The sequence below is a fragment of the Streptomyces sp. NPDC026092 genome, assembly GCF_040638605.1.
Classification (GTDB): Bacteria; Actinomycetota; Actinomycetes; order Streptomycetales; family Streptomycetaceae; genus Streptomyces.
The window spans coordinates 32,375-54,216 of sequence record NZ_JBEZYN010000008.1 but is presented as its reverse complement, the minus strand read 5'-3'; the positions used below and the strand labels follow the sequence as shown (position 1 = coordinate 54,216).

The 21,842-nt window shown below is 72.4% G+C and carries 20 protein-coding genes; 14 read left to right on the top strand and 6 right to left on the bottom strand.

Annotated elements, in window-relative coordinates; genetic code table 11:
- Positions 1 to 190: 190 nt before the first annotated feature.
- The 3 genes from AB0F56_RS15160 (at position 191) to AB0F56_RS15150 (ending at position 2,905) form a co-directional block, all read left to right on the top strand.
- Positions 191 to 1,105: a PfkB family carbohydrate kinase gene (locus AB0F56_RS15160; protein ID WP_362008833.1), complete on the top strand. Its 915-nt coding sequence runs from the start codon at positions 191 to 193 to the stop codon at positions 1,103 to 1,105.
- Positions 1,106 to 1,215: 110 nt separating this feature from the next.
- On the top strand, positions 1,216 to 2,181 hold the full coding sequence (locus tag AB0F56_RS15155) for a tellurite resistance/C4-dicarboxylate transporter family protein (protein ID WP_362008831.1): 966 nt from the start codon (positions 1,216 to 1,218) through the stop codon (positions 2,179 to 2,181).
- 127 nt (positions 2,182 to 2,308) lie between these two features.
- Complete coding sequence (locus AB0F56_RS15150; RefSeq protein WP_362008829.1) at positions 2,309 to 2,905, top strand: hypothetical protein; 597 nt, start codon at positions 2,309 to 2,311, stop codon at positions 2,903 to 2,905.
- A 54-nt stretch (positions 2,906 to 2,959) separates the two neighbouring features.
- On the opposite strand, the gene AB0F56_RS15145 is transcribed toward AB0F56_RS15150, so the two are convergent.
- The gene (locus AB0F56_RS15145) at positions 2,960 to 4,315 is read right to left on the bottom strand and encodes a serine hydrolase domain-containing protein (RefSeq protein WP_362008827.1); all 1,356 of its coding nucleotides are present in this window, start codon (positions 4,313 to 4,315) and stop codon (positions 2,960 to 2,962) included.
- 172 nt (positions 4,316 to 4,487) lie between these two features.
- On the opposite strand from AB0F56_RS15145, the gene corA reads away from it, so the two are divergent.
- Together corA and AB0F56_RS15135 are read left to right on the top strand one after the other, a co-directional pair.
- Positions 4,488 to 5,579, top strand: coding sequence for a magnesium/cobalt transporter CorA (gene corA, locus AB0F56_RS15140; RefSeq protein ID WP_362008824.1), 1,092 nt, complete (start codon positions 4,488 to 4,490; stop codon positions 5,577 to 5,579).
- A gap of 298 nt (positions 5,580 to 5,877) precedes the next feature.
- Positions 5,878 to 7,059, top strand: coding sequence for a Cmx/CmrA family chloramphenicol efflux MFS transporter (locus AB0F56_RS15135; RefSeq protein WP_362009498.1), 1,182 nt, complete (start codon positions 5,878 to 5,880; stop codon positions 7,057 to 7,059).
- Here AB0F56_RS15135 and AB0F56_RS15130 read toward each other — a convergent pair.
- Positions 6,995 to 8,371, bottom strand: a complete 1,377-nt coding sequence (locus AB0F56_RS15130) for an NAD(P)/FAD-dependent oxidoreductase (RefSeq protein WP_362008821.1) — start codon at positions 8,369 to 8,371, stop codon at positions 6,995 to 6,997. The two genes, AB0F56_RS15135 and AB0F56_RS15130, sit on opposite strands and share 65 nt — an antisense overlap.
- A gap of 175 nt (positions 8,372 to 8,546) precedes the next feature.
- Between AB0F56_RS15130 and AB0F56_RS15125 the strand changes: the two genes are divergently transcribed.
- The 8 genes from AB0F56_RS15125 to AB0F56_RS15090 all read left to right on the top strand — a co-directional run bounded on the left by AB0F56_RS15125 (position 8,547) and on the right by AB0F56_RS15090 (position 18,136).
- Positions 8,547 to 11,057 (top strand): SpoIIE family protein phosphatase, encoded by a 2,511-nt coding sequence (locus tag AB0F56_RS15125; RefSeq protein ID WP_362008818.1) that lies wholly within the window; start codon positions 8,547 to 8,549, stop codon positions 11,055 to 11,057.
- A gap of 81 nt (positions 11,058 to 11,138) precedes the next feature.
- Positions 11,139 to 12,665: a carboxylesterase family protein gene (locus tag AB0F56_RS15120; RefSeq protein WP_362008816.1), complete on the top strand. Its 1,527-nt coding sequence runs from the start codon at positions 11,139 to 11,141 to the stop codon at positions 12,663 to 12,665.
- A gap of 72 nt (positions 12,666 to 12,737) precedes the next feature.
- A complete protein-coding gene (locus AB0F56_RS15115; RefSeq protein ID WP_362008813.1) occupies positions 12,738 to 13,082 on the top strand; it encodes a hypothetical protein in 345 nt (114 codons plus the stop codon).
- Positions 13,083 to 13,258: 176 nt separating this feature from the next.
- Entirely contained in the window at positions 13,259 to 14,047 is a 789-nt protein-coding gene (locus tag AB0F56_RS15110) for a hypothetical protein (RefSeq protein ID WP_362008811.1), read from the top strand.
- A 141-nt stretch (positions 14,048 to 14,188) separates the two neighbouring features.
- Positions 14,189 to 15,598 (top strand): serine hydrolase domain-containing protein, encoded by a 1,410-nt coding sequence (locus AB0F56_RS15105; RefSeq protein ID WP_362008808.1) that lies wholly within the window; start codon positions 14,189 to 14,191, stop codon positions 15,596 to 15,598.
- A gap of 289 nt (positions 15,599 to 15,887) precedes the next feature.
- Positions 15,888 to 16,598: a tRNA-dependent cyclodipeptide synthase gene (locus AB0F56_RS15100; RefSeq protein WP_362008806.1), complete on the top strand. Its 711-nt coding sequence runs from the start codon at positions 15,888 to 15,890 to the stop codon at positions 16,596 to 16,598.
- The gene (locus AB0F56_RS15095; RefSeq protein WP_362008803.1) at positions 16,588 to 17,772 is read left to right on the top strand and encodes a cytochrome P450; all 1,185 of its coding nucleotides are present in this window, start codon (positions 16,588 to 16,590) and stop codon (positions 17,770 to 17,772) included. The genes AB0F56_RS15100 and AB0F56_RS15095 overlap by 11 nt, the downstream gene beginning before the upstream one ends.
- 199 nt (positions 17,773 to 17,971) lie before the next feature.
- Positions 17,972 to 18,136: a hypothetical protein gene (locus AB0F56_RS15090; RefSeq protein WP_362008801.1), complete on the top strand. Its 165-nt coding sequence runs from the start codon at positions 17,972 to 17,974 to the stop codon at positions 18,134 to 18,136.
- Between the two features lie 20 nt (positions 18,137 to 18,156).
- Here AB0F56_RS15090 and AB0F56_RS15085 read toward each other — a convergent pair whose 3' ends face one another.
- Together AB0F56_RS15085 and AB0F56_RS15080 are read right to left on the bottom strand one after the other, a co-directional pair.
- On the bottom strand, positions 18,157 to 19,149 hold the full coding sequence (locus tag AB0F56_RS15085) for an MBL fold metallo-hydrolase (protein ID WP_362008799.1): 993 nt from the start codon (positions 19,147 to 19,149) through the stop codon (positions 18,157 to 18,159).
- A 32-nt stretch (positions 19,150 to 19,181) separates the two neighbouring features.
- On the bottom strand, positions 19,182 to 19,955 hold the full coding sequence (locus tag AB0F56_RS15080; protein ID WP_362008797.1) for a LysR family transcriptional regulator substrate-binding protein: 774 nt from the start codon (positions 19,953 to 19,955) through the stop codon (positions 19,182 to 19,184).
- A 58-nt stretch (positions 19,956 to 20,013) separates the two neighbouring features.
- Here AB0F56_RS15080 and AB0F56_RS15075 point away from each other — a divergent pair, with 58 nt between their 5' ends.
- Positions 20,014 to 20,418 carry a DUF5997 family protein gene (locus AB0F56_RS15075; protein ID WP_362008795.1) on the top strand — a complete coding sequence of 135 codons (405 nt, stop codon included), beginning with the start codon at positions 20,014 to 20,016 and terminating at the stop codon, positions 20,416 to 20,418.
- On the opposite strand, the gene AB0F56_RS15070 is transcribed toward AB0F56_RS15075, so the two are convergent.
- Together AB0F56_RS15070 and AB0F56_RS15065 are read right to left on the bottom strand one after the other, a co-directional pair.
- Entirely contained in the window at positions 20,366 to 21,205 is an 840-nt protein-coding gene (locus tag AB0F56_RS15070) for an SGNH/GDSL hydrolase family protein (RefSeq protein WP_362008792.1), read from the bottom strand. The two genes, AB0F56_RS15075 and AB0F56_RS15070, sit on opposite strands and share 53 nt — an antisense overlap.
- An 85-nt stretch (positions 21,206 to 21,290) precedes the next feature.
- Positions 21,291 to 21,806 (bottom strand): NUDIX hydrolase, encoded by a 516-nt coding sequence (locus AB0F56_RS15065; RefSeq protein WP_362008789.1) that lies wholly within the window; start codon positions 21,804 to 21,806, stop codon positions 21,291 to 21,293.
- Positions 21,807 to 21,842: the final 36 nt, after the last annotated feature.

Here is a 21,842-nt window from a genome sequence, read left to right as displayed (position 1 = left end):
CCGGCGCCCCGCCCCGACCGAGCTCTTTGACGACCCGTATACGTGCTCCTGACGAGCCCCTTGCTCGCTCCTTCGGACGGCGCCTTGCTCGCTCCCGCGGACGGCGCGTGCTCCCTCGCGCGGACTGCGCCTGCTCCCACCCGCGGGCGGCGCCCCATACTGGGCGCGGCGGGACCGAGAGGCGGCAGAGGTGAGTCGACAGAACGACCGGTACGACATCGTGGTGGTCGGGGGAAGCGGGGTGGACACGGTCATCCGTGTCGACGCCCTGCCCGTCCCCCTCGCGGACTCGGTCCACGTCGGACCGATCGAGGAGTGGCCGGGGCACACCGGCGGCAACGTGGCCCTGGGCGCGCGGGCCCTCGGCCTGCGCGTCGCCCTGCTCGACTGCGTGGGCGACGACGGGATCGGCGCGCTCGTGCGGCGGCGGATGGCCGAGGGGGACGTCGAGTTCCACCCGGTGATCTCACCCGCCGGGACCCGGCGCGCGGTGAACCTCGTCGACGCGACCGGGCGCCGCATGTCCTTCTACGACAGCCGGGACCCGGCGGACCTGCGCATGCCGAGGGAGCACTACCTGCCCCGGCTGCGCCACGCGCGCCACGTCCACGTCTCGATCATGAACTTCGCGCGCTTCCTGTACGACGACCTCGAGGAACTCGGCGTGCCCGTCTCCACGGACCTGCACGACTGGGACGGCCTCGCGGACCACCACCGGGAGTTCGCCCTCCGCTCCGACCTCGTCTTCCTCAGCGCGGCGGGCGCGGGCGACGGTACGACGGCGCTGATGCGGGAGATCCTGCGCGAGGGCCGAGCCCGGACGGTGGTCGCGACGGCGGGCGCGGACGGCTCGTACGTCCTCACCCGGGACGGCGGCACGACGCCGCACCATGTCCCCGCCGTCGCCCCGCACGCCCCGGTCGTGGACACCAACGGCGCCGGCGACGCATACGTCAGCGGCTTCCTCTACGGCTTGCTCGCCGGTGAGCCCGTCCTGACCTGCGCCCGCCTTGGAGCGATCTCCGGAGCCCACGCCTGCACGGCCCCCGGCTCCACGGCACTCATCACCCCCGAGGCGCTCCTGGCGACCGCGGCAGGAGGCTGACCAGCGGCGTACCGCCCGTTCCAGCCGTCTCACGTCCTTCCTCCCGTGTCCTCCCGTGTCCTCCGGTGTCCGAGTGGCGGGGACGGCGGGCAGCCGGTGCGATAGGGGGCATGAAGGAGCGCGTCGCCCGTTGGTGGGCCGAATTGCCGCCTGCCGCGGGCGCCGCCGTGATGGCCACCGGCATCCTCTCGGTCGGGTTCCACCTGACCGGCCGTGAGACGGTCTCCCGCGTGCTGCTCTGCCTCGCGGCCGTGGTGTGGGTCCTGCTCGCGGGCGATTTCGCCAACCGCCTGCTGCGCAGCAGGCGCCGATGGGTCGCCGAGGCCGACACCCCGCCCGCCCTGACCGCCATCGCCGCCACGACGGTGCTCGGGGTGCGCGTGGCGCTCCTCGGCTGGACCACGGCGGCCGCCGCCCTCCTGGTGCTGTCCGCCGTGCTGTGGGCACCGCTGCTCACGGCGGTACTGAGGCACGTGGGGCGCCGGATGCCCGGCGGCGTCTTCCTGATCTGTGTCGCCACGCAGGGACTCGCGGTCCTCGCAGCCACCCTGGCTGTTCCGGCGGCGGAGGAGTGGCTCGCCCGGACGGCCCTGGTCTTCTTCGTCCTCGGGCTGCTGCTCTACGCGGCCGCCGTGTTCCGCTTCGACTTCCGCCAGGTCACCGAGGGCGCCGGCGACCAGTGGGTGGCGGGTGGCGCCCTCGCCATCTCCGCGCTCGCGGGTTCCAAGCTCCTCGCCACCGGCGTATGGGCGGGCACGGGGGCCCACACCGTCCTGCGGACGGTCACCCTGGTCCTGCTGGCCGCCGATCTCGTCTGGTACGTCGTCCTGTTCGGCGCCGAGCTGCTGGCGCGCCGCCCGGGCTACGACGTACGACGCTGGGCCACCGTGTTCCCGATGGGGATGACGGCCGTCGCCTGCCTGTCGACCTCGGCGGCGACGGACATCGGCTGGCTCGACGGCCTCGGGCAGGCCCTCCTGTGGATCGCGACGGTGGGCTGGCTCGTCACGCTGGTGCTGATGGTCCGCGCGCCGGCCGGCCGGGCGGTCGCCCCGTCGGGCGAGTACAGGCCCTGAGAGGCGGAGCCGGGGTCGGGGACACGCGATCCGTTCGTCTCCCCGGGAAGCGACTTTCGATGACTGCGGCGGGTGCTCCCGACGGGCGAACATCGTCGAGAAGGAACCGACGAGCGCGGAGCACACCATGGGTCTCGAGCAGGCGCAGCAGCAGTTTCACATCAGCCAGAAGATCACGCCCATGGCCAACCGCTACGTGGTCCACACGGCCGGACCGGACGGCGCCGAGGGCGAGATGGTCGCGTTCGCGCACCAGAAGCGCATGGCCCTGAAGGAACGGATCACGTTCTACACGGACGAGTCCCAGAAGCAGGTCCTCTTCACCTTCCAGGCCCGGCAGGTCGTGGACCTCGGCGCGACCTACGACGTCCGCGCCGCCTCGGGCAGCCAGGTCGGCTCGTTCCGCAAGAACTTCGCCGCCTCGCTGCTGCGCAGCACCTGGCACATGAGCGAGGAGGGGGCGGCGGCCGAGACGACGGGTGTCGAGCGGAACATGACCGTGGCCGTGCTGCGCAGGGTCTGGGACATCATCCCCTTCGTCGACATCCTGCCGTTCGCCTGGCCGTACCACTTCGACTTCGCCCGGTCGGACCGCCCCGTCATGTCGGTGCGCAAGCGCCTCGGCCTGCGGGACAGGTACGTCCTGACGATCCACGACGAGCACCTCGACCGCCGCCTGGCGATAGCCCAGGCCGTCGCCCTGGACGCGCTGCAGTCCAGGTGACGGCCTGTCCGCCACACCCCGACGGGGCGGTGGCGGGGTGCTGCCGGCGGAGGGTTACCGGAGAGTCGCCTGGTGGAGTGCGTCCGGGCCGATCGGCAGGGCGGGCAGCGACTGCGTCCCCTGCGCGCGCTGGGGCGTCACACCGCGCGGGGGAGCGGTGGTGCCGCCGAGGGCGCCGTCCACGTGGGCGTACAGCGCGTCGGTGACGGGGTCCGGCAGAGGACGTCCCTCGGAGTCGAAGCGCTGGTACTTCATCAGGTTGTAGCCGATGGCGACCTGACGACGGCCGTCCTCGGACGAAAGGGCCCAGGTGCCGGCGCCGAAGACGCCACCGTCATGGCCCCAGTACCAGCCGCCGTTCGGCATCTTGAGGGTGTAGATGCCGAGGCCGTAGCCCATCAGCACCTCCTCACCCGGCTGGGTCTCGTAGGCCGGGACGGTGGTCTTCATCTCGCGCAGCTGCGCCGTGCCGAGCAACCGGCCGCTGAGGAGCCGGCGGTAGAAGTCGTTGAGGTCGCTCGTCGTCGAGACCAGGGCGCCGGCCGTTCCCGCCCACGACATGTCGTAGGTGCTGTAGTCGCGTGCCGGGTCGATCAGGCCGAAGAAGGACTCGTACATCCGCGCGTGCGGGCCCTTGATCGCGGGCGAGCTGGGGAAGTAGGTGTGCCTCAAGCCCGCCTTGCGGATGACGTTGCGGGTGATGTACGCCTCGGCCTTCTGGCCGGTCACCCGTTCCAGGATCAGCCCGGCCAGGATGTAGTTGGTGTTGGAGTACGAGTGGGTGCCGCGCTGCGCGACGGGCGGGGCGGCGAGACCGAGGCGGGCGAGCTCCGTGGGGGCGATCTTGCGGAGCCGGTGCTCGTCGAGTGTCTTGCCGGGGTTCTCCAGGATGCCCGGGAAGGCGGGCAGGACGTAGTCGGCGATGCCACTGGTGTGGTTGAGCAGCATCCGGACGGTCACCTGCCGCCCCCGCTCGTCGGAGACGATGTCCGGGATGTAGCGGCCGATCGGAGCGTCGAGGTCGATGCGTCCGGCGCCGGCCTGCTGGAGGACGGCGACGGCCGTGAAGGTCTTGGTGATGCTGCCGACCCGGTGCTCGAGGTTCGGCCGCGTGGGGCGGCGGCTGTCGATGTCGGCGAACCCGGTGGCTCCCCGCCACTGCGCCGAGCCGTCGCGGACGGCCGAATAGGCGCCGTACATGCCCGCCTTGTGGAAGGCGTCGAGCGAGCCGCGCAGCGCGGGGCGGTCGAGCCGGTGGCCGGCAGCGGTCGCCGAGGCGGCGGAGACGGCGGCCGTGGGGGAGCCGGGCGCGGCGGTGACGGCGGCCTGCGCCTGTAACGCCGTGGCGGAGAGCGCGACCAGCGTGGCGGCGGCGACGACGGAAAGGGGGGCCCTGCGGGACGAATTCATCAAGAGATCCTGTTTCGCTCGATCGGCAGTCGTCCCATACTCGTCGCCCGCGTCCCGGCCGCCCTCAGCCCTCGGGAGGATCTTGCGCACAGGAACGCGTGACATTTGTCAGGAGTCCCGTCCGCGGTGCGTCGGTGGCAGACTGGCCGCTGATCGTTCCAAGGAGTCCCGCGTGCCCATAATCCGCAACCTGAGGCGCACCGTCCGCCGTGCCTACCGCCGGACCGTCGACCTGAGCCACCCCGCCCGCTCGCCGCTGGGCAGCTCGGTGGTCAACTGCGTGCTGTACGAGGACGGGGCGCGGCAGCGCGGGTCCTGCCCCGCGGACGAGGCGGTGCGACGGGTACGCAAATCGGGCGACGGGTTCGTCTGGATCGGTCTGCACGAGCCGTCCGTCGAGGAGTTCGCCGGGCTCGCCGAGCTGTTCGGACTCCATCCGCTGGCCGTCGAGGACGCCGTCCACGCCCACCAGCGGCCCAAGCTGGAGCGGTACGACGACACGCTTTTCGCCGTCTTCAAGACCGTCCGCTACGTGGAGCACGAGGAGCTCACGGCCACCAGCGAGGTTGTCGACACCGGTGAACTCATGGTCTTCACCGGGCCGGACTTCGTCATCACCGTCCGGCACGGCAGCCACGGTTCGCTCGGCCCGCTGCGCGAGGCGCTGGAAGCCGAGCCCGACCAGCTCGCCAAGGGGCCGGCCGCGGTGCTGCACGCGATCGCCGACCACGTGGTCGACGACTACCTCGCCGTCGCCGACGCCGTGCAGAACGACATCGACGCCGTGGAGACGGCCGTCTTCAGCGAGCAGGTCTCCCGCGGCGACGCCGGCCGCGTCTACCAGCTCAAGCGCGAACTGCTCGAACTGAAGCGAGCGGTGGCCCCCCTCGACCGTCCGTTGCAGGCCCTGGCGACCGCGCAGCCCCTGTCCCTGGTCTCGGCGGAGATACAGCCGTACTTCCGCGACGTCGCCGACCACCTGTCACGGGTCACGGAACAGATCACGTCCTTCGACGCGCTCCTCGACTCGATCCTCCAGGCCCATCTGGCCCAGGTGACCGTCGCCCAGAACGAGGACATGCGGAAGATCACGGCCTGGGCCGCGATCATCGCCGTCCCCACGATGGTCTGCGGCGTTTACGGCATGAACTTCGACCACATGCCCGAACTCCGCTGGACCTACGGCTACCCGCTCGTCGTGAGCGTCATGGCCCTGGCCTGCTTCCTCCTCCACCGCAGCTTCCGCCGCAACGGCTGGCTGTGAGGCGACGGGGCGGCGCTATCGGGTGGACCGGCCGAGGGCACGCCCCGTACGGTGAGCCCATGTCGAGCCCCGAGTCGGACAGACTCCGGCCACCGGCCCTCCGGTGGCTTCCCGAGTCGACCCGCTGAAGCACCGCGGCCCCTGAGGGGCCGTCCGTCGTGCTGGGCGTGAGCGTGACCGAGGCCAACGGATCGGCCGTCTCCCCTGCCCGCGCGTGACCGCGCGCCGGCAGCCCACCGCACCCCTGTTCCGGCACCGGGTGCGGCTCACGCCGCTGCTCGACCGTGGAGACCTCTCGATGCCCTTCGCCCTCTATCTGCTCGGCCTGGCCGTCTTCGCCCAGGGAACCTCCGAGTTCATGCTCTCCGGCCTGCTGCCGGACATCGCCGCGGAGCTGGGGGTGTCGATCCCGCTCGCGGGGACGCTGACCTCCGCCTTCGCGGTCGGAATGATCGTCGGCGCGCCCCTGACGGCGCTCCTGGCCAGGCGCTGGTCGCGACGGTCCGCGCTGACCGTCCTCCTCGGCACCTTCCTGCTCACGCACGTGATCGGCGCCCTCACCCCACACTTCGGGATCCTGCTCGCCACCCGGGTGATCGGCGCCCTCGCCAACGCCGGATTCCTCGCGGTGGCACTCGTCGCCGCGACCGCCATGGTCGGCCCGGAATCCAGGGGCCGGGCGACCGCCGTGCTGCTCGGCGGCACGACGCTCGCCTGTGTCGTGGGCGTGCCTGGCGGGGCGCTGCTCGGCCAACTGTGGGGCTGGCGCGCCGCCTTCTGGGCCGTCGCCCTGCTCTGCGTACCCGCGCTCCTCGCCATCGCCCGGTCGGTACCCGCAGAAGGCGGCGACGCCGGCGCCCGGCCCCGTGACACGCGGTCCGAAGCGCGGGCGCTGCGCAGGCCGCGGCTCCTGGTGACGCTCCTGGTCTGCGCCCTCGCGAACGGCGCCATGTTCTGCGGCTTCACCTACCTGGCGCCCGTCGTCACGGACGTGACCGGCCTCGCCCCCGGCTGGATCCCCGTCCTCCTCGCCCTGTTCGGAGCGGGCTCCTTCGGGGGCGTGGTCCTCGCGGGCCGCCTCTCCGACACCCGCCCCGGCCTGCTCGTGGCCGTGGGCGGCACAGGTGCGGCGGCCGGCTGGAGCCTGTTCGCGCTGACGGCCGGGAGCGCGCCGGCGGCGATCGTCCTCGTTCTCGCCCTGGGCACCCTGTCGTTCGCCGTCGGCTCCACCCTGATCACCCGCGCGCTCCGCACGGCCACCGCCGAAGCCCCCACCCTGGCCGGGGCCTTCGCCGTGGCCGCGCTCAACGTGGGCGCGGCCCTCGGACCGTGGCTGGGCGCCGCCGTCCTCGCGGCCGGGCACGGCTACCGCGCGCCCCTGTGGACCAGCGCCCTCCTCACGGTCCTGGCCCTGCTCACGGCCCTGGTGACACCTGAGCCCGCAGCGCGGAGGTGTGGGCCCGTACCTGATCGGGTGTGAGGTACGCGTCCGTGTACTCGAAGTCGGCCAGCGTCCCGGACCGGGACGACAGGAATCCCGTACGGACGAAGTCGTCCCCGGCCACGGCGTTGAGCAGCCAGTTCGTCATCACCCGCGTCTTGGCGACATTGGTGCGCAGCGCCGCCCAGTGATACGCCCGGGCCACCGCCTGGGCGGGCGTGCCGTGCAGCTCGATGCCGAGCGGCTTCGAGACGGCGTCCCGCCCGCCCAGGTCCACCACCAGACCGAGATCCCGGTGGTGGTACGGGTACGTCGGCTCGCCGCGCAGCGTCGCGACGAGGTTGTCGGCGACCTGCTTGCCCTGGCGCATGGCGTGCTGCGCCGTGGGCGGGCAGATCGCGCCGGGCTCGTTCTTCGCCAGGTCCGGTACGGCGGCGGCGTCACCGAGGGCGTGCACGCCGTCGAGACCCGGCACCACCATGTCGGGTCCGACCACCAGACGGCCCCGGTTCGTCTCCGCCTCCAGCGTGCCGATCAGGGGGCTGGCGGCGACCCCGGCCGTCCAGATCAGCGTGCGGCTCGGGAGCACTCGCCCGTCGGTGAGCGTCACCGCCTCGTCGTCCACGGAGGCCACCGAGACACCGAGCGAGACCTCGATCCCGCGCCGCCGCAGGATCTCGAGCGCGGCGGCGCCCAGCTTGTCGCCCAGCTCCGGCATGAGCTTGGGCGCGAGGTCCACCAGATGCCACTTGATCAGCGCCGGGTCGAGACGCGGATAGCGCTGGACCGCGTTGTGGGTCAGCCGCTGCAGACATGCCGCCGTCTCGGTCCCCGCGTATCCGCCGCCGACCACCACGAAGCAGAGCCGGGCCGCGCGCTCCGCGTCGTCCTCGCCCGCGTCCGCCAGATCGAGCTGGGCGATGACGTGGTCACGGATGTAGGCCGCCTCGGCGAGCGTCTTCATGCCCCGCGCGTGCTCGCTCAGGCCCGGGATGTCGAAGGTGCGGGTCACACTGCCGGGCGCGAGCACCAGGTGGTCGTACGGCTCGTCGACGAGCTCGCCCGAGATCGTCCGTACCAGGCAGACCTTCGCCTTGGTGTCCACGCCGACCGCGCCGCCGGGGATGATCCGCGTCCGGTGCCGCTTGCTGCGCCGCAACGACAGGGCGACCGACTGCGGGGTCAGCACACCGGCCGCGACCTGGGGGAGGAGCGGCAGATAGAGCTGGTACGAGAAGGGGGACAGGAGCGAGATCTGCGCCTCGCGCCCGGTGAGCCGCCGCTCAAGCCGCCGTACGCAGCCGACCCCGGCGAAGCCGGCGCCCACCACCAGAATCCTCGGTCGAGTCACGGAGCCCGCCTCCCGGGTCGTCGGTCCTTGAGACCTCACTAACCTCTCCGGCCGATCCGGAACCCGGTTTGTCCGCCGAAGGAGTGATATCAAAACGGGATCCAACGGTAATAATCCGGGCATGCTGTGATAGAAGGGACAGGCAGGGTGGGCTGTGAGAACGGAGCCGACGGCCGTGGGGAGACCCGAGGACCCAGACACCAGCGCGCACGAAGCCGTGTTCGGTGTCGCCGATTCCGTCGTTCTCCTCTTCGACGAGGGCGGGACGGTCGTAGGCCGCCCCTACGCCGCCGAGCGGCTGCTCGGCTACCCCGCGGCGGAGCTCGGCGGCCGCCGCGTCGGCTCGCTCCTGGCGGGCGACGAGGGCGGCCGGCTCGCCGACATCCTGGCGACCGCGGAGCGTGACGGCGGCTGGTCGGGCGTCCTGCTCGCGCGTCACCGGGACGGCCGCACCATCGCCGTCGACGTCACCGTGCTGCCCCTGCCGGGGGAGGCGGGCCCGGCCCGCTGGCTCGTCGTCGCCGTGGGCGCTGCGCCGTCCCGGCAGTGGACCATGGGCCCCGCGCTCCTGGAACGCATGGTCACCGAGATGCCCATCGGCCTCTGCTTCGTCGACGCCGAGCTGCGCTGCGTGTGGTCGAACACCGCGCTCGAACACTTCGGCGGCGGCACGGTCGAGCAGCGGCGCGGCAAACGCCTCGCGGAGATCCAGCCCGGGATGAACGCCGACATCGTCGAGTCGAAGATGCGCCAGGTGCTGACGACCGGCGAACCGGTCGTCGGGTACGAGCACGTGGGCCGCACTCGTGCCCACCCCTACCGGGACCATGCCCACGCCATGTCCTTCGTCCGGCTCGACGACGACAACGGCCGGGCCCTCGGCGTCTGTTACGCCGTCGTCGACATCACCGACCGCTACCGCGCCCGGCTCCGCCTCGCCCTCATGGCCCGGGCCAGCGAACGCATCGGCCGCAGCCTGGACGTCATGGGCACCGCCCAGGACCTCGCCGACGTGGCGGTCCCCGCCCTGGCCGACTTCGTCGCCGTCGACCTCCTGGACGCCGTCCTGAGAGGCGCCGAGCCGTCCCCCGGCCCGACGGCCGCCGCCACCGCCCTGCGCCTGGTCCGAGGCGGCGCGCAGAACGTACGCACCGGTGGAGTGAAGGAGGTTCTGGAGCCGGGGCAGCCGTCCGGATACCTGCCGTCCTCGCCCCAGATGGACGCCATCGCCCACGGCCGCTCCTGGCGGGCGGCCCACCTGGACGCCTCGACACGCGAAGCGGCGATCCCGACCGCCCTGGTGGAGACGACGGCCCCGGCCGAGGCGAGCGGGGCGGCCGAGGCCGTACCCCACACGGCGATGGTCGTGCCGATCCTCGCCCGGGGCGTCACCCTGGGCGTGGCCACGTTCCTGCGCACCCGGCGGGACGAGGCGTTCGACGAGGACGACCTGCGGCTCGCCGAGGAGATCGTCGCCCGAGCCGCCGTCTGCCTCGACAACGCCCGCCGCTACGCCCGCGAGCAGGCCGCCGCGCTCGTGCTCCAACGCAGCCTGCTGCCGCACGGCGTCCCGCCCCAGGAAGCCGTCGACGCCGCCTCCTTCTACCGTCCCGCCGACGAACTCTCCGGCCTCGGCGGCGACTGGTTCGACGTCATCCCACTCTCCGGAGCCCGGGTCGCCCTGGTCGTCGGCGAGGTCCTCGGCCACGGGATCGAGGCCGCCGCCACCATGGGCCAGCTCCGTACCGCCGTACGCACCCTCGCCGACCTCGACCTCGGGCCCGAGGAACTCCTCGCCCACCTCGACGACCTCGTCGTCCAGGTCAGCCGCGAGGGCACCGCGACGGACCTGAGCGGCGCGCCCAACCCCGCCGGCGTCGGCGCCAGCTGCCTGTACGCGGTCTACGACCCGGTCGGCCTCTGCTGCGACCTGGCGAGCGCCGGCCACCTCGCGCCCGCCATCCGCGCACCCGACGGCACCGTCACCTTCCCGGAACTCCCGCCCGGACCCGCCCTAGGCATCGGCGGACTCCCCTTCGAGTCCGTCGAGCTGCCCCTCGCCGAGGGCAGCGTCCTCGCCTTCTACACCGACGGACTGATCGCCGCGCCGGGAGCGGGCAGGGACGGGCTGCGCCGGGTCCTGGAGTCCCGGGACCTGCCGCTCGACGAACTCTGTCGCAGCGTCGCCGACGAACTCGCGCCCAGCAGGCCGTACACCGACGACGCGGCCCTCCTCCTGGTCCGCACCCGCGGCCTCGCGGCCGGGCAGGTCGCGGTGTGGGACCTGCCCGCCGACCCGGCCGTCGTCGCCCGCGCCCGGGTGATGGCAGCCCGCCAACTCGCCGCGTGGGGCCTGGAGGAACTCGCCTTCACCACCGAACTCGTCGTCAGCGAACTCGTCACCAACGCCATCCGGCACGCCTCCGGACCGATCCGGCTGCGCCTCATCCTCGAACGCACCCTGATCTGCGAGGTCTTCGACGCCAGTAGCACCTCGCCCCACCTGCGCCACGCCCGCACCACCGACGAGGGCGGCCGAGGGCTCTTCCTGATCTCCCAGTTCACCCGCCGCTGGGGCACCCGCTACACCGCCGAGGGTAAGGTCATCTGGGCCGAACAGCCCTTGGAGCTGGACGAATCCGTTCTGGAGGCCGCCCTGGACCCCGCCGCACTGGAAGATCTTTAACCGATTGTCCGGTCCGTGCCGCCCGTGCGAGGGTGTGCTGCCGCGCGGAAGGGCCGACGGCGTCGAGAAGGAGCTCCACCTGTGCGAACGGGCGTCGCCGACCACACCGTCGAGACCGACAAGGGACTGGTGCGCGGCACCGTCGCCGACGGGCTGAGGATCACGCTGGGCATCCCCTACGCGGCACCGCCCTTCGGCCCCGGGCGCTTCCGGGCGCCGCGACCGGCGGCGGCCTGGGACGAGGTGCGGGACTGCACCCGCTTCGGCCCGGTGGCCCCGCAGTCGGCGGAACTGCCCGGCTCACCGGTCTGGAACCCGGACGACGAAGGCGTTCTCACGCTCAACGTCTGGGCGCCGGAGGAGAGTTCCGGCCCGCTGCCCGTTCTGTTCTGGATCCACGGCGGCGCCTACACCTTCGGCTCCTCCGCGCAGCCCGACTACGACGGCTCCGCCCTGGCCCGGGCCGGCACGGTGGTAGTGACCTGCAACTACCGCCTCGGCTTCGAAGGCTTCGGCCATGTGCCCGGCTTCCCCGACAACCGCGGACTGCTCGACCAGATCGCCGCGCTGGAGTGGGTGCGCGACAACATCGCGGCCTTCGGCGGCGACCCGGACAACGTCACGGTGGCGGGCCAGTCCGCGGGCGGCGGCTCGATCGCCTGCCTGATGACCGGTGCGCCGGCCGACGGACTCATCCACCGCGCCGTCGCGCACAGCGTCCCCGACGCGTTCTTCCCGCCGGAGTTCGCCGCCGGCCTGGCTTGCGAGGTGGCCGCGGCTGCGGGAGTGGCGCCGACCGCCGAGGGCCTGCTCTCCGCGACCCCGAAGGAACTCGTGGAGGCCTCGGACCGGGTGGTGGCACGGTACGCGGGGGATCCGTCGGCCGGCTTCCTCCACTACGACACTGTGCTCTACGGACCCGTCCTCGACGGCGTCCTGCTGGACCGGGACCCCCTCGAAGGGCCGCCCGTCGGCGGTCACGTCGACCTCCTCGTCTGCCACACCACCGAGGAGTACTGGCTCATGCGTCAGGTGGGAGCCATGCCGTCCGTCACCACGGAAGACGGACTCGCCCGCTTCGCCGCCGCCTACGGCCTCTCCTCCGACCTCGTCGCCGCCTACCGGACCCTCATGCCCGGAGCGCCCGTACTCGACGTCTTCCTCGCGCTCGCGGGCGACGCGGTCTTCACCCTGCCCACCGTCCGCCTCGCCGAGGCGCACGCCCGCGCCGGAGGCGGACGCACGTTCCTCTCCCGGTTCGACCGGCGCCGTACCCGGCCCGACGGCAGCCCGGTGCGCGCCTGGCACGCCGCCGACGTGCCCTTCGCCCTCGGCACCCTGGACGCCACGGGCGTCGACTTCCTGACCGGCGGTCCCGCCGACGCCGACGACCGCGCGCTGTCCCGGCGGATGGTCGACGCCTGGGCCGCCTTCGCCGCCACCGGCGACCCGGGCTGGGCCCCGCTCGCCGGTCCGGCCGCCGGCCCCGAAGCTCCCGCCGCCCCCACCGTCCACGTCTGGGACGTCCCCCGGGACCGCACCGAGGGCCCGATGCCCGCTCACGCGCTCTGGCGCGGCGCGCGGATGGCCCCGCCGTCTCTCGGGTGACGCGCACGGGATAATGGCGGCGCAGACGCGACCCACCCGGGCGCGCCCCCCGACGCAGGAGATGAGAACCCGATGGACGTGCGGCACTTCGAGCGGATCACCGCTTTCATCGAGGACCGTCTCCGGCCGCTGTTCGACCCCGCGAACGGCAGCGACCACGGATTCGGCATGGACGACACCTCCCGTGCGCTGCGGGCCCTCCTCGGCACGGTGAAGGCCGCCGCGGCCGTCAAGGGCCTCGCCGACCAGCGGGCGGCCGCAGACCCGGCGCTCCGCCACATCATCGACCAGGCCCTGGAGCACAACTGGGACGTCCTGCGCGGAGTCGCCCGCAACTGGGAGGACCACCCCGACTTCGCCCGCGACTTCAAGCGCCACGCCTGGGAACTCGACGAGACCCCCACCGCCACGGCCTGACACCCCTGGGGCACCCCAGGCACTCCTGACGGGGCTTCAGCGGGCCACTGTTGCCCGGGCGATCGCCCTGCGCTCTGCACCGGTCGGGTGAGTGCGCGGCTCTGCCGACAGGCGGGGGCGCGGATCGGGTACGTATCGCGGCATTGCCGTCCGCGAGCGTCGGAGGATGCCGCCCCATGCATGTCAGGAACGTCCGCCCCGGCCCGCGCGTGGTGACCGCCGCGCTCTGCGCGACCCTCGCGCTCGTCGGTTACCTGAAGGTGTACGACCAACCCGCCGCCCCGGACGCGTCGCAGGAGGCCCGGGCCGCCGCCAAGAACACCGGGGCGGAGGCCCCGCCGCTCCCGCCGCGGGCCCGCGCTCCGCAGGTGCCCGCCGCGCCGCCCGGGGTCGGCCCCGCGACCCTGACGCGGATCCCGGACGGCACGAGCCAGGTGTTCGTCGTGACCGGCGAGTCCCAGGACTCCAACGTGGCCACGGCCTCGCTCTACGAGCGGGACACGGCGGGCAAGTGGCGCCGTACGGGCGGGCCGTGGACGGCGCACAACGCCCTGCGCGGCTGGACCGATGACCACTGGGCCGGCGATCTGCGCTCCCCGACCGGCGTGTTCCGGCTCGGCGACGCGGGCGGACTGCTGCCCGACCCCGGCTCGAAGCTGCCCTACGACCAGGACGAGGAGTTCGTCTCCCCGGGCGTCGGGTTCCTCGGCGAACCTCTGGAGGGCTCGTTCGACCACGTGATCGCCATCGACTACAACCGCGTCCCGGGCACCACCCCCCTGAACAAGGAGCGGCCGCTCGGCCTGGAGAAGGGCGGCGGTGTCTGGGTCCACGTCGACCACGGCGGCCCCACCCAGGCCTGCGTCTCCCTCACCGTCGACGTCATGCGAAAGCTCCTGCTCGCGCTTGACCCGGCCAAGGAACCCGTCATCGTCATGGGACCGGCGGCCAAGATCGCGGGCTGACCGCCTGCCCGCGGTGGCGCCGCTGACAGCGCGGGCCGGCGCCGGTCAGCCGCTGTCAGCGCACGGTCGGCACGCTGTCAGGGCGCCCGGGCATCGTCGTGGTCATCAGGAAACGACGACACCCGATACGGAGCACCCACCATGAGCGTCACCACCACCATCGAGCAGTCCCCGTCCCAGCTGGCCGAGTTCGTCGAGCAGATGGGCGTCAAGCACAGCATCCCCGGCGGCATCGTGGGTGTGTGGGCCGACGGCCGGGAGGCCTTCGCGAGCCACGGTGTGACGAGCCTGGACAACCCGCTGCCGGTCGACAAGGACACGCTCTTCCAGCTGGGTTCCACGAGCAAGACCTTCACGGCGACCGCGCTGATGCGCCTGGTGGCCGACGGCCGGATCGAACTGGACGCGCCGGTGCGCCGGTACGTGCCCGAGCTCGTCCTCGCCGACGAGGAGGCGGCCTCCGAGATCACCGTCCTGAACCTGCTCAACCACACCTCGGGCCTCGACTGGAACATCATCGTCGACACCGGTGACGGCGACGACGCCCTGGCCGGCTTCGTGGCGAAGATGGCCGACCTGCAGTTCATCGGCGCGCCGGGGGAGCGCGCCTCGTACAGCCAGGCCGCGTTCAACCTGCTCGGCCGCGTCCTGGAGAACGTCACGGGTCTGACGTACGAGCAGGCCATCGCCTCGCTCCTGCTCGAGCCGCTGGGGCTCACCGACAGCTTCTTCGGGACGGCGGAGGTCATGACCCGCCGGTTCGCCGTGGGCCACAACCCCGACGAGGACGGCGACCTGGCCGTCGCGAGGGAGTGGCGGCTCACCCGGGGCAACAACCCCGGCGGTGGTCTCGCCTCCTCGGCCGCGGACGTCCTGCGCTGGGCGCGGTTCCAGCTCGGCGACGGTCGTACGGAGAGCGGCGAGCGGCTGATGCCGACCGAGGTGCTGCACCGGATGCGCGAGCAGACGGTCGAGCTGCGCGGCAGCAACCTGGGCGACGGCTTCGGCATCTGCTGGTTCCTGCGCGAGGTGGACGGTGTGCGGACGATCGAGCACGGCGGCTCGACCAACGGCCAGTTCGTGGAGCTGGTGATCGTCCCCGAGCGGAACTTCGCCGTCGTCGCCATGTCCAACTCGGGCGCGGAAGGCATTCCGTTCAACCGCTCCGCCGTCCGCTGGGCCCTGGAGCACTACCTGGGCGTCGTCGACAAGGACCCGGAGCCGCTGCCGTACGACGAGGCGCGTGCCCGGGACCTGCTCGGGGCGTACGACAACGACGGGATGATCCTCACCGTCGGCACGGACGCGGCGGGGCTGACCCTCGGGGCCGTGATCAAGCCGGAGATCCGGGCGGCGGCCGACTTCGAGATGCCGGCGGACTACGAGCCGGCCGCCATGGGGCTCCTGCCCGGCGACGGCGACGAGTTCATCGTGACCGCCGGTGGTCTCGCGGGGCAGCGGGGCTTCTTCTCCCGTGGCGAGAACGGCGCGGTCGCCGGCATCGACCTCGGCGGCCGGGTCTTCACCCGGGTTCCCACCGCCTCCGTGTGACGCCCGCTCCAGGCCACCGGCCTCGCCCGCTCCGAAGACGTCGACGTTTTCGGACGGGCGAGGCCGGTGGCCGTGCGTCCGGTGAGCGGTGAGGCCTGTCCGGAGTGACCGGAATTCATCGCTCACCGCCGAGATGATGCGTCAAATCACGTCAGGTACCGAAAGTATCCGGCCACCTCACGCCCAGAATCGTCACTCTGTGGAGATCACCGGTAACTTCATGCCGTCGCCGCCACACCAGGGGCACAAGGCCCCGACGGGACTAGCGGCCCGAAGGACATCTCTTCACTTGACGACGACAGCGACCGACAGCTTCAAGGTCCAGCCGTACACGCAGCACTGCCAAGTGATCCACACCGAAGGCGCCCACGCGGTCATCGGCATCTCCCCGGGCAACGGCTACTTCTCCGCCCAGCGGGTGGCCGACCTCGCCGCCTGGGGACTCCGCGGCTTCGAACAGGTCGACCTCATCTACACCGACCTGCACGTCGCCGACATGTACGAGGCTCTCGGCTACCCGCCGGACGAAGCCCGCCGCAAAGCGGTCAAGAACCTCCGCGGCGTCCGCGCCAAGGTCAACAACGCCGTCGCCGCCATCGACCCCGGTGGTGAACGGCTCCGAGGGCGCCCCATGTCCGCGCTCCTCGACATCCCGGCCTACCGGCACCTGCGCAAACACCTGGACGATCTGCTCGCCACCGACGCCGAGTTCCTCGCCACCTGCGACCGGCTCGTCGCGGCGTTCCTCTCCTCCAAGGTCCTCGACGGACAGACCCCCACCGCCCGCCAGCGCGAGGTCTGCCTCCAGTACATCTGCGCCGAGGCACCGCTCTTCCTGGACACCCCCGCGATCCTCGGTGTCCCCTCCTCCCTCAACTGCTACCACCAGCTCCTGCCGATGGCCGAACTCCTCTACTCCAGAGGCTCCGGACTGCGTGCCTCCCGCAACCAGGGCCACGCCATCGTCACACCCATGCTCGGAGACCACGATGACCACTGACACGCTCCTCGACTTCCCGTTCTCGGCGCGCGGCGACCGCCTGCCGCCCGAGATCGAGTCCCTGCGCGCCGAACCGGTCAAGCGGGTCCGTACGATCGCCGGCGACGAGGCATGGCTCGTCTCCTCCTACGAGCTCTGCAAGCAGGTCCTCGAAGACCCGAGGTTCTCGCTCAAGGACACCTCGGCGCCCGGCGCGCCCCGGCAGTACGCCCTGACCATCCCGCCCGAGGTGGTCAACAACATGGGCAACATCACCGGCGCCGGACTGCGCAAGGCCGTCCTCAAGGCCATCAACCCCAAGACGGACGGCCTGACCGACTGGATGCGCGACCACGCCACCGCGCTGGTCGACGAACTCCTCGCCTACGGACCGCCGGTCGACCTGCGCTCCCGGTTCACCAGCCCGTACGCCGAGCACCTGCACTGCCGGATCCTCGGCATCCCCGAGTCCGACGCGCCGCGCCTGGCCGCCAGCCTGGACATCGCGTTCATGAACTCGGCCTGCCCCGTCACCGGTGCCCGGCTCAACTGGGACCGCGACATCGCGTACATGGTCGAACGGCTCGACGACCCGGCGACCACCGGGCTCATGGCCGAACTCGCGGCCTTGCGCGGGAACCCCGACTATGCCCACCTGACCGACGAGATGCTCGCCACGGTCGGCGTCACCTTCTTCGGCGCGGGCGTCATCTCCACCATGGGCTTCCTCACCATGGCCCTCTTCTCCCTGCTCCAGAACCCCGACGTCTGGGAGCGGCTGCGCAAGGAGCCGGAGCTTCTGTCGTCCGCCGTGGACGAACTGCTGCGGGTCAACCTGTCCATCGCCGACGGGCTTCCGCGCCTCGCCCTCGAAGACGTCACGCTCGGAGACGTCGAGGTGCGGAAGGGAGAACTCCTCCTCGTCCTGGTGGAGGCGGCCAACACCGACCCGGCCGTCTTCCCCGACCCGCACACCGTGGACATCACCCGGCCGAACGCCGGCACCCACCTCTCCTTCGGCGGAGGCGGCCACTACTGCCCGGCCACGGCCCTCGGCAAGAAGCACACCGAGATCGCCCTGGAGGTCCTGCTCGACAAGATGCCCGACCTGCACCTCGCGGTCCCGGTCGACCAACTCGTCTGGCGCACCCGCTTCATGAAGCGCATCCCCGAACGCCTTCCGGTCGCCTGGTGACCACCGCCTGACGGGTCCGTTCCGCACCGTCGCCCCCGGCCACCCGCCGGGGGCGACGGCGTTTCCGTACCCCGAGTAGCGCGAAGGGTGTTCGTCCGCCGTTCACCGAAGACGCGGAATCCGGACCCTCACATCACCTACACATAACGGGTCTGGACCGAAGCGAGGTCCCGAGGCGACACCCGAAGGAGCACCTGCCATGCCCCTGTCCCCCGACGTCTCCCGCCGCACCCTCCTCGGCGGCGCCGCCGGCGCGGCCGAGTTCACCGTCCCGGCGGGCGCCAGGACGGTGACCCTCCGCTTCCGGATGTACGACGCCGGAAACAACTGGTACTGGGCGGTGGACCACATCCGCCTCGGCTGAGCCGGAACGGGAGCTCCGGCTCAGCGGCGGGGGCGCAGATCCGCGCCGTAGACCGTCCGGTAGTCCGGGACGACGACGCGCGTCCCGGGTGACTCCCGGCGGACCTGGCCGATCAGCCCGGCCAGGTCCATCGTCGGATCGGCCCGCACGGGGTCGCGCAGGGGCGTCTCGAAGTTGTCCCAGTGCACGGGCACGACGACCTCCGGCCGACCGAGGGCCCGCATGAGCCGGGGCACGTACCGGTGGGTGGAGGTGCTGGAGGGGACCGCGACCATCGCCACATCCGGGCGCAGCCCCTCGGCGGACCGGTGGTCGAAGTCGCTGGCGCCCATGAGGAAGAGCGTCGGCCCGCCGGATCCGGCCGTCACCTGGAAGGCGAGGGTGTCGCCCTCGGGCAGGTCGGAGATGGTGGCGGGCACGGTGGCGGGCGGCCCGGTCAGCGTGCCCGGCGCGAAGTACGAGTGCTGCTTGTTGCGGCTGTGCAGGCTCGCCACGACCTCGACCACCAGACCCCGGCCGAAGTCGAGCACCTCACCGCCCTTGACCACGGAGATCTGCCCCGGATCGACACCGAGGGCGACCAGCAGGTGGTACGTCGTCTCGGTCCCCAGCACGCGGGCGCCGGTCGTCTTCGCGAGGTACGGGACGTCGGCGATGTGGTCCCAGTGGGAGTGGCTGACCAGGATCAGCTCTGGACGCCCGGCGAAGTCCCGGACCAGGGTGGCGTCGGTCTCCGCGATCGGCGTGGCCGGATTGAAGGGCTTGTCGAAGAGACCGGTCTTGAAGCGGGTCAGATACGGGTCGAAGAGCACCGTCCTCCCGCCCGCGTCGATCCGCCAGCCGGCCGTCCCCAGCCAGCGCAGCGCCGCCGAGCCGGGCTCGGGAGCGGGGGAGGAGGCGGCGGGGCGGGCGTGGGCGGCAGCGGCGGCGGCCGGGAGGAGTGGTAAGGCCGAACCGGCGGCGGCGCCCCGCAGGACGGTCCGCCGGTGAAAGGTGTGAGTGTCGTCGTTCATGCCGCCAGAAGATCAGGCGACGGGCCGGAAGGCTAGGACCTGCGGCGAGGCTTCCCGGGCTTGGCGCCGCGCTTGACGCCCTTCGCGCCCTTGGCGCCGCCCTTGGCCGCGGGCCTGCCCCCGGTGCTCCGCTCCGGACGCTTGGCCTTGTCGCCGGTCCTGGCCTTGGCCTTCTGCTGTGGGGGAGTCTGCGCACGGCCGCGGGTGCTGTTCACGGTGCGGCCCCGGACGATCCCGATGAACTCCTCGACCAGGTCCGGGGTCGGCTCGGCCTGCGGCCAGGACAGGGCGACCCGCGACTCGGGCGCGTCCCGCAGGGTCCGGTAGGTGAGGTCCTTGCGGTGGTGCAGCCGCGCCAGCGACTGCGGGACTACCAGCAGCCCCACGCCCGCCGCCACGAGCTCGATCGCGTCCGCGGTCGTCGCCGGGCGCTCCATGGCCGGCAGCCCCGGCGGGCGCTCCCAGTCCAGGGTGTCGTCGAGCGGGTGCAGCACGATCTCCTCGGCCAGGTCCTCCGGCGAGACCTCCTCGACCGCCGCCGCCACATGGTCCTTCGGCACGACGACGACCGTCGTCTCGACGTACAGGGGGATCGCGCTGAGGTCCGTGTCGTCGACGGGCAGGCGGACGAAGCCGGCGTCCGCGCCGCCGCCCCGCAGCAGCTCGAAGGCCTCGTCGGCCGGAACCTGGACGAGGGTCAGCGGGACGTCCGGGAGCCGCTCGTTCCAGATCCGCACCCACTTCGTGGGCGTCACTCCCGGGACGTACGCGAGCCGGAACGAGGAGGGTTCTTCCTGGCCAGTCACTCCGCCAGGTTACCCGCCGTGGTCAGCGGTGGTTCATACGCTCGATACCCTTGAGACCATGACGTCGCACCAGACCGCCCAGACGATGAAGCCCGCGACCGCGGCGAAGAAGCTGGGTGTGTACCTCGAGGCCACCCCCGCCGAGTTCCGGGAGGGTGTGGTCTCGCGCACCGAGCTGAACGCCCTCCAGACCGATCCGCCCGAGTGGCTCCGCGAGCTCCGCCGCAACGGCCCCCACCCCCGCCCGGTGATCGCGGCGAAGCTGGGGATCTCCATCTCCGGCCTCGCCCGGGGTGGCATCACGGAGGCGCTCACCACCGAGCAGATCGAGGCCCTGAAGCAGGAAGCCCCGGAGTGGCTCCAGAAGGAGCGCGCCACCCAGGCCGATGTCCGCAAGGAAGCGGTCCGCATCAAGGAGAAGCAGGCGGAGAAGGCCGCGAAGGCCGACCGCTCGCAGTCCTGACCAGCGCGTTCCCGACCGGCACGAAGTCGGGACGCTTCGCCGTGCGGCCGTCTCCGGAGGAGCGGCCGCGCAGGCGCCTGCCGATCCATGGGCCGAGGAAGCCCGCGACCCACCGCGCCTCGTCGAGCGCCCTGCGCGGGCCCGCCGGAGGCGTTCCGGGCGCCGCCGGCAGCGGCCGCGTCCAGGAGTCGTCGCTGCCGGGCAGCCCGAGGGCGTCGGCCACGGCGGCGGCGATCCGCGCATGACCCAGCGGACTGGCGTGCAGCCGGTCCGGGCTCCACAGCCGAGCATCGGTTACCACCGGGTGCCGGTCGGTCTCGGCGACCACCACACCGTGCCGCGCCGCCGCCTCCCGGATCCGCGCGTTGAGCGCGACGACACGGGAGCCGAGCGGCCGGGCCACCGGGACGAGCCGCCCGAGGTCCGGGAACGTCACCGTCGCCACCCGCGCGCCTCCCGCAGTGAGCTCGGCGAACATCGCCTCCAGATGACCGGCCGTCTCGTCCGCGTCGAACCGGGGCCTGAGCAGGTCGTTCATCCCCGCCACCACGGTGGCCACGTCGGGCCGCAGCGCGAGCGCCGGGCCGAGCTGCTCCGCGCGCACCTGCCCGGCGAGCCTGCCCCGGACGGCCAGGTTGGCGTAGGCGAGCCCTGGACTGCCGACCGCCATCAGCTCGGCGAGCCGGTCGGCACAACCGCGCAGCCCCGTGCTGTCGTCGCCGTCCCCGAGTCCTTCGGTCTGACTGTCGCCCAGGGCGACGTAACGCTCGTACGGGCCGGTGTGCATACGCCTGCTGCTCCTCCGTGCGGCGACGCGCCTCGTGCGGCGCGCCCTCGAAGGTATTCAACACCCGACCTATTCAACTATGCGACTAGGGGTTCGGTGAAGCCGCCGGGGTCATGGGGTAGCGATGGAACGGCCCCTCCTCGATGGGCAGTTCCGGGCACCACGTCCTGAGCGCCTGGGCGGAGGGCGCGAACATCGTCTCGGGGAGGCGGTCGAGCGGGGTCCACTCCCAGCGCTCGATCTTGTCCGGCTCCGCGACGACCGGGGTGCCGCTGAAGGCCCGTACCACCGCCACCGCCGTCAGCCGGGTGAGCTCCGTCGATGTCAGCGAGTCCAGCAGGATCCCGACGACGTCGACATCGGCCACATCGGCCACGAGGGTGGTCTCCTCGGCGAGTTCGCGGACGGCCGCCTGCTCGATGGACTCGCCCGGGTCGACCTTGCCTCCGGGCAGCTCCCACGTGCCGCTCGGATGGAGCCCGAGCAGCACCCGCCCGGCCGCGTCGGTCACCACGACACCGGCCCCGAGCGAGGCCTGCGCGGACGGCGGCTGGGCGTTGCGGTGCGGCGGGGGTGGGGTGGGCCGGTCGGCCGGACGCATGTCGACTCCTCGTACGAACCATGGACGCGTGTCGCC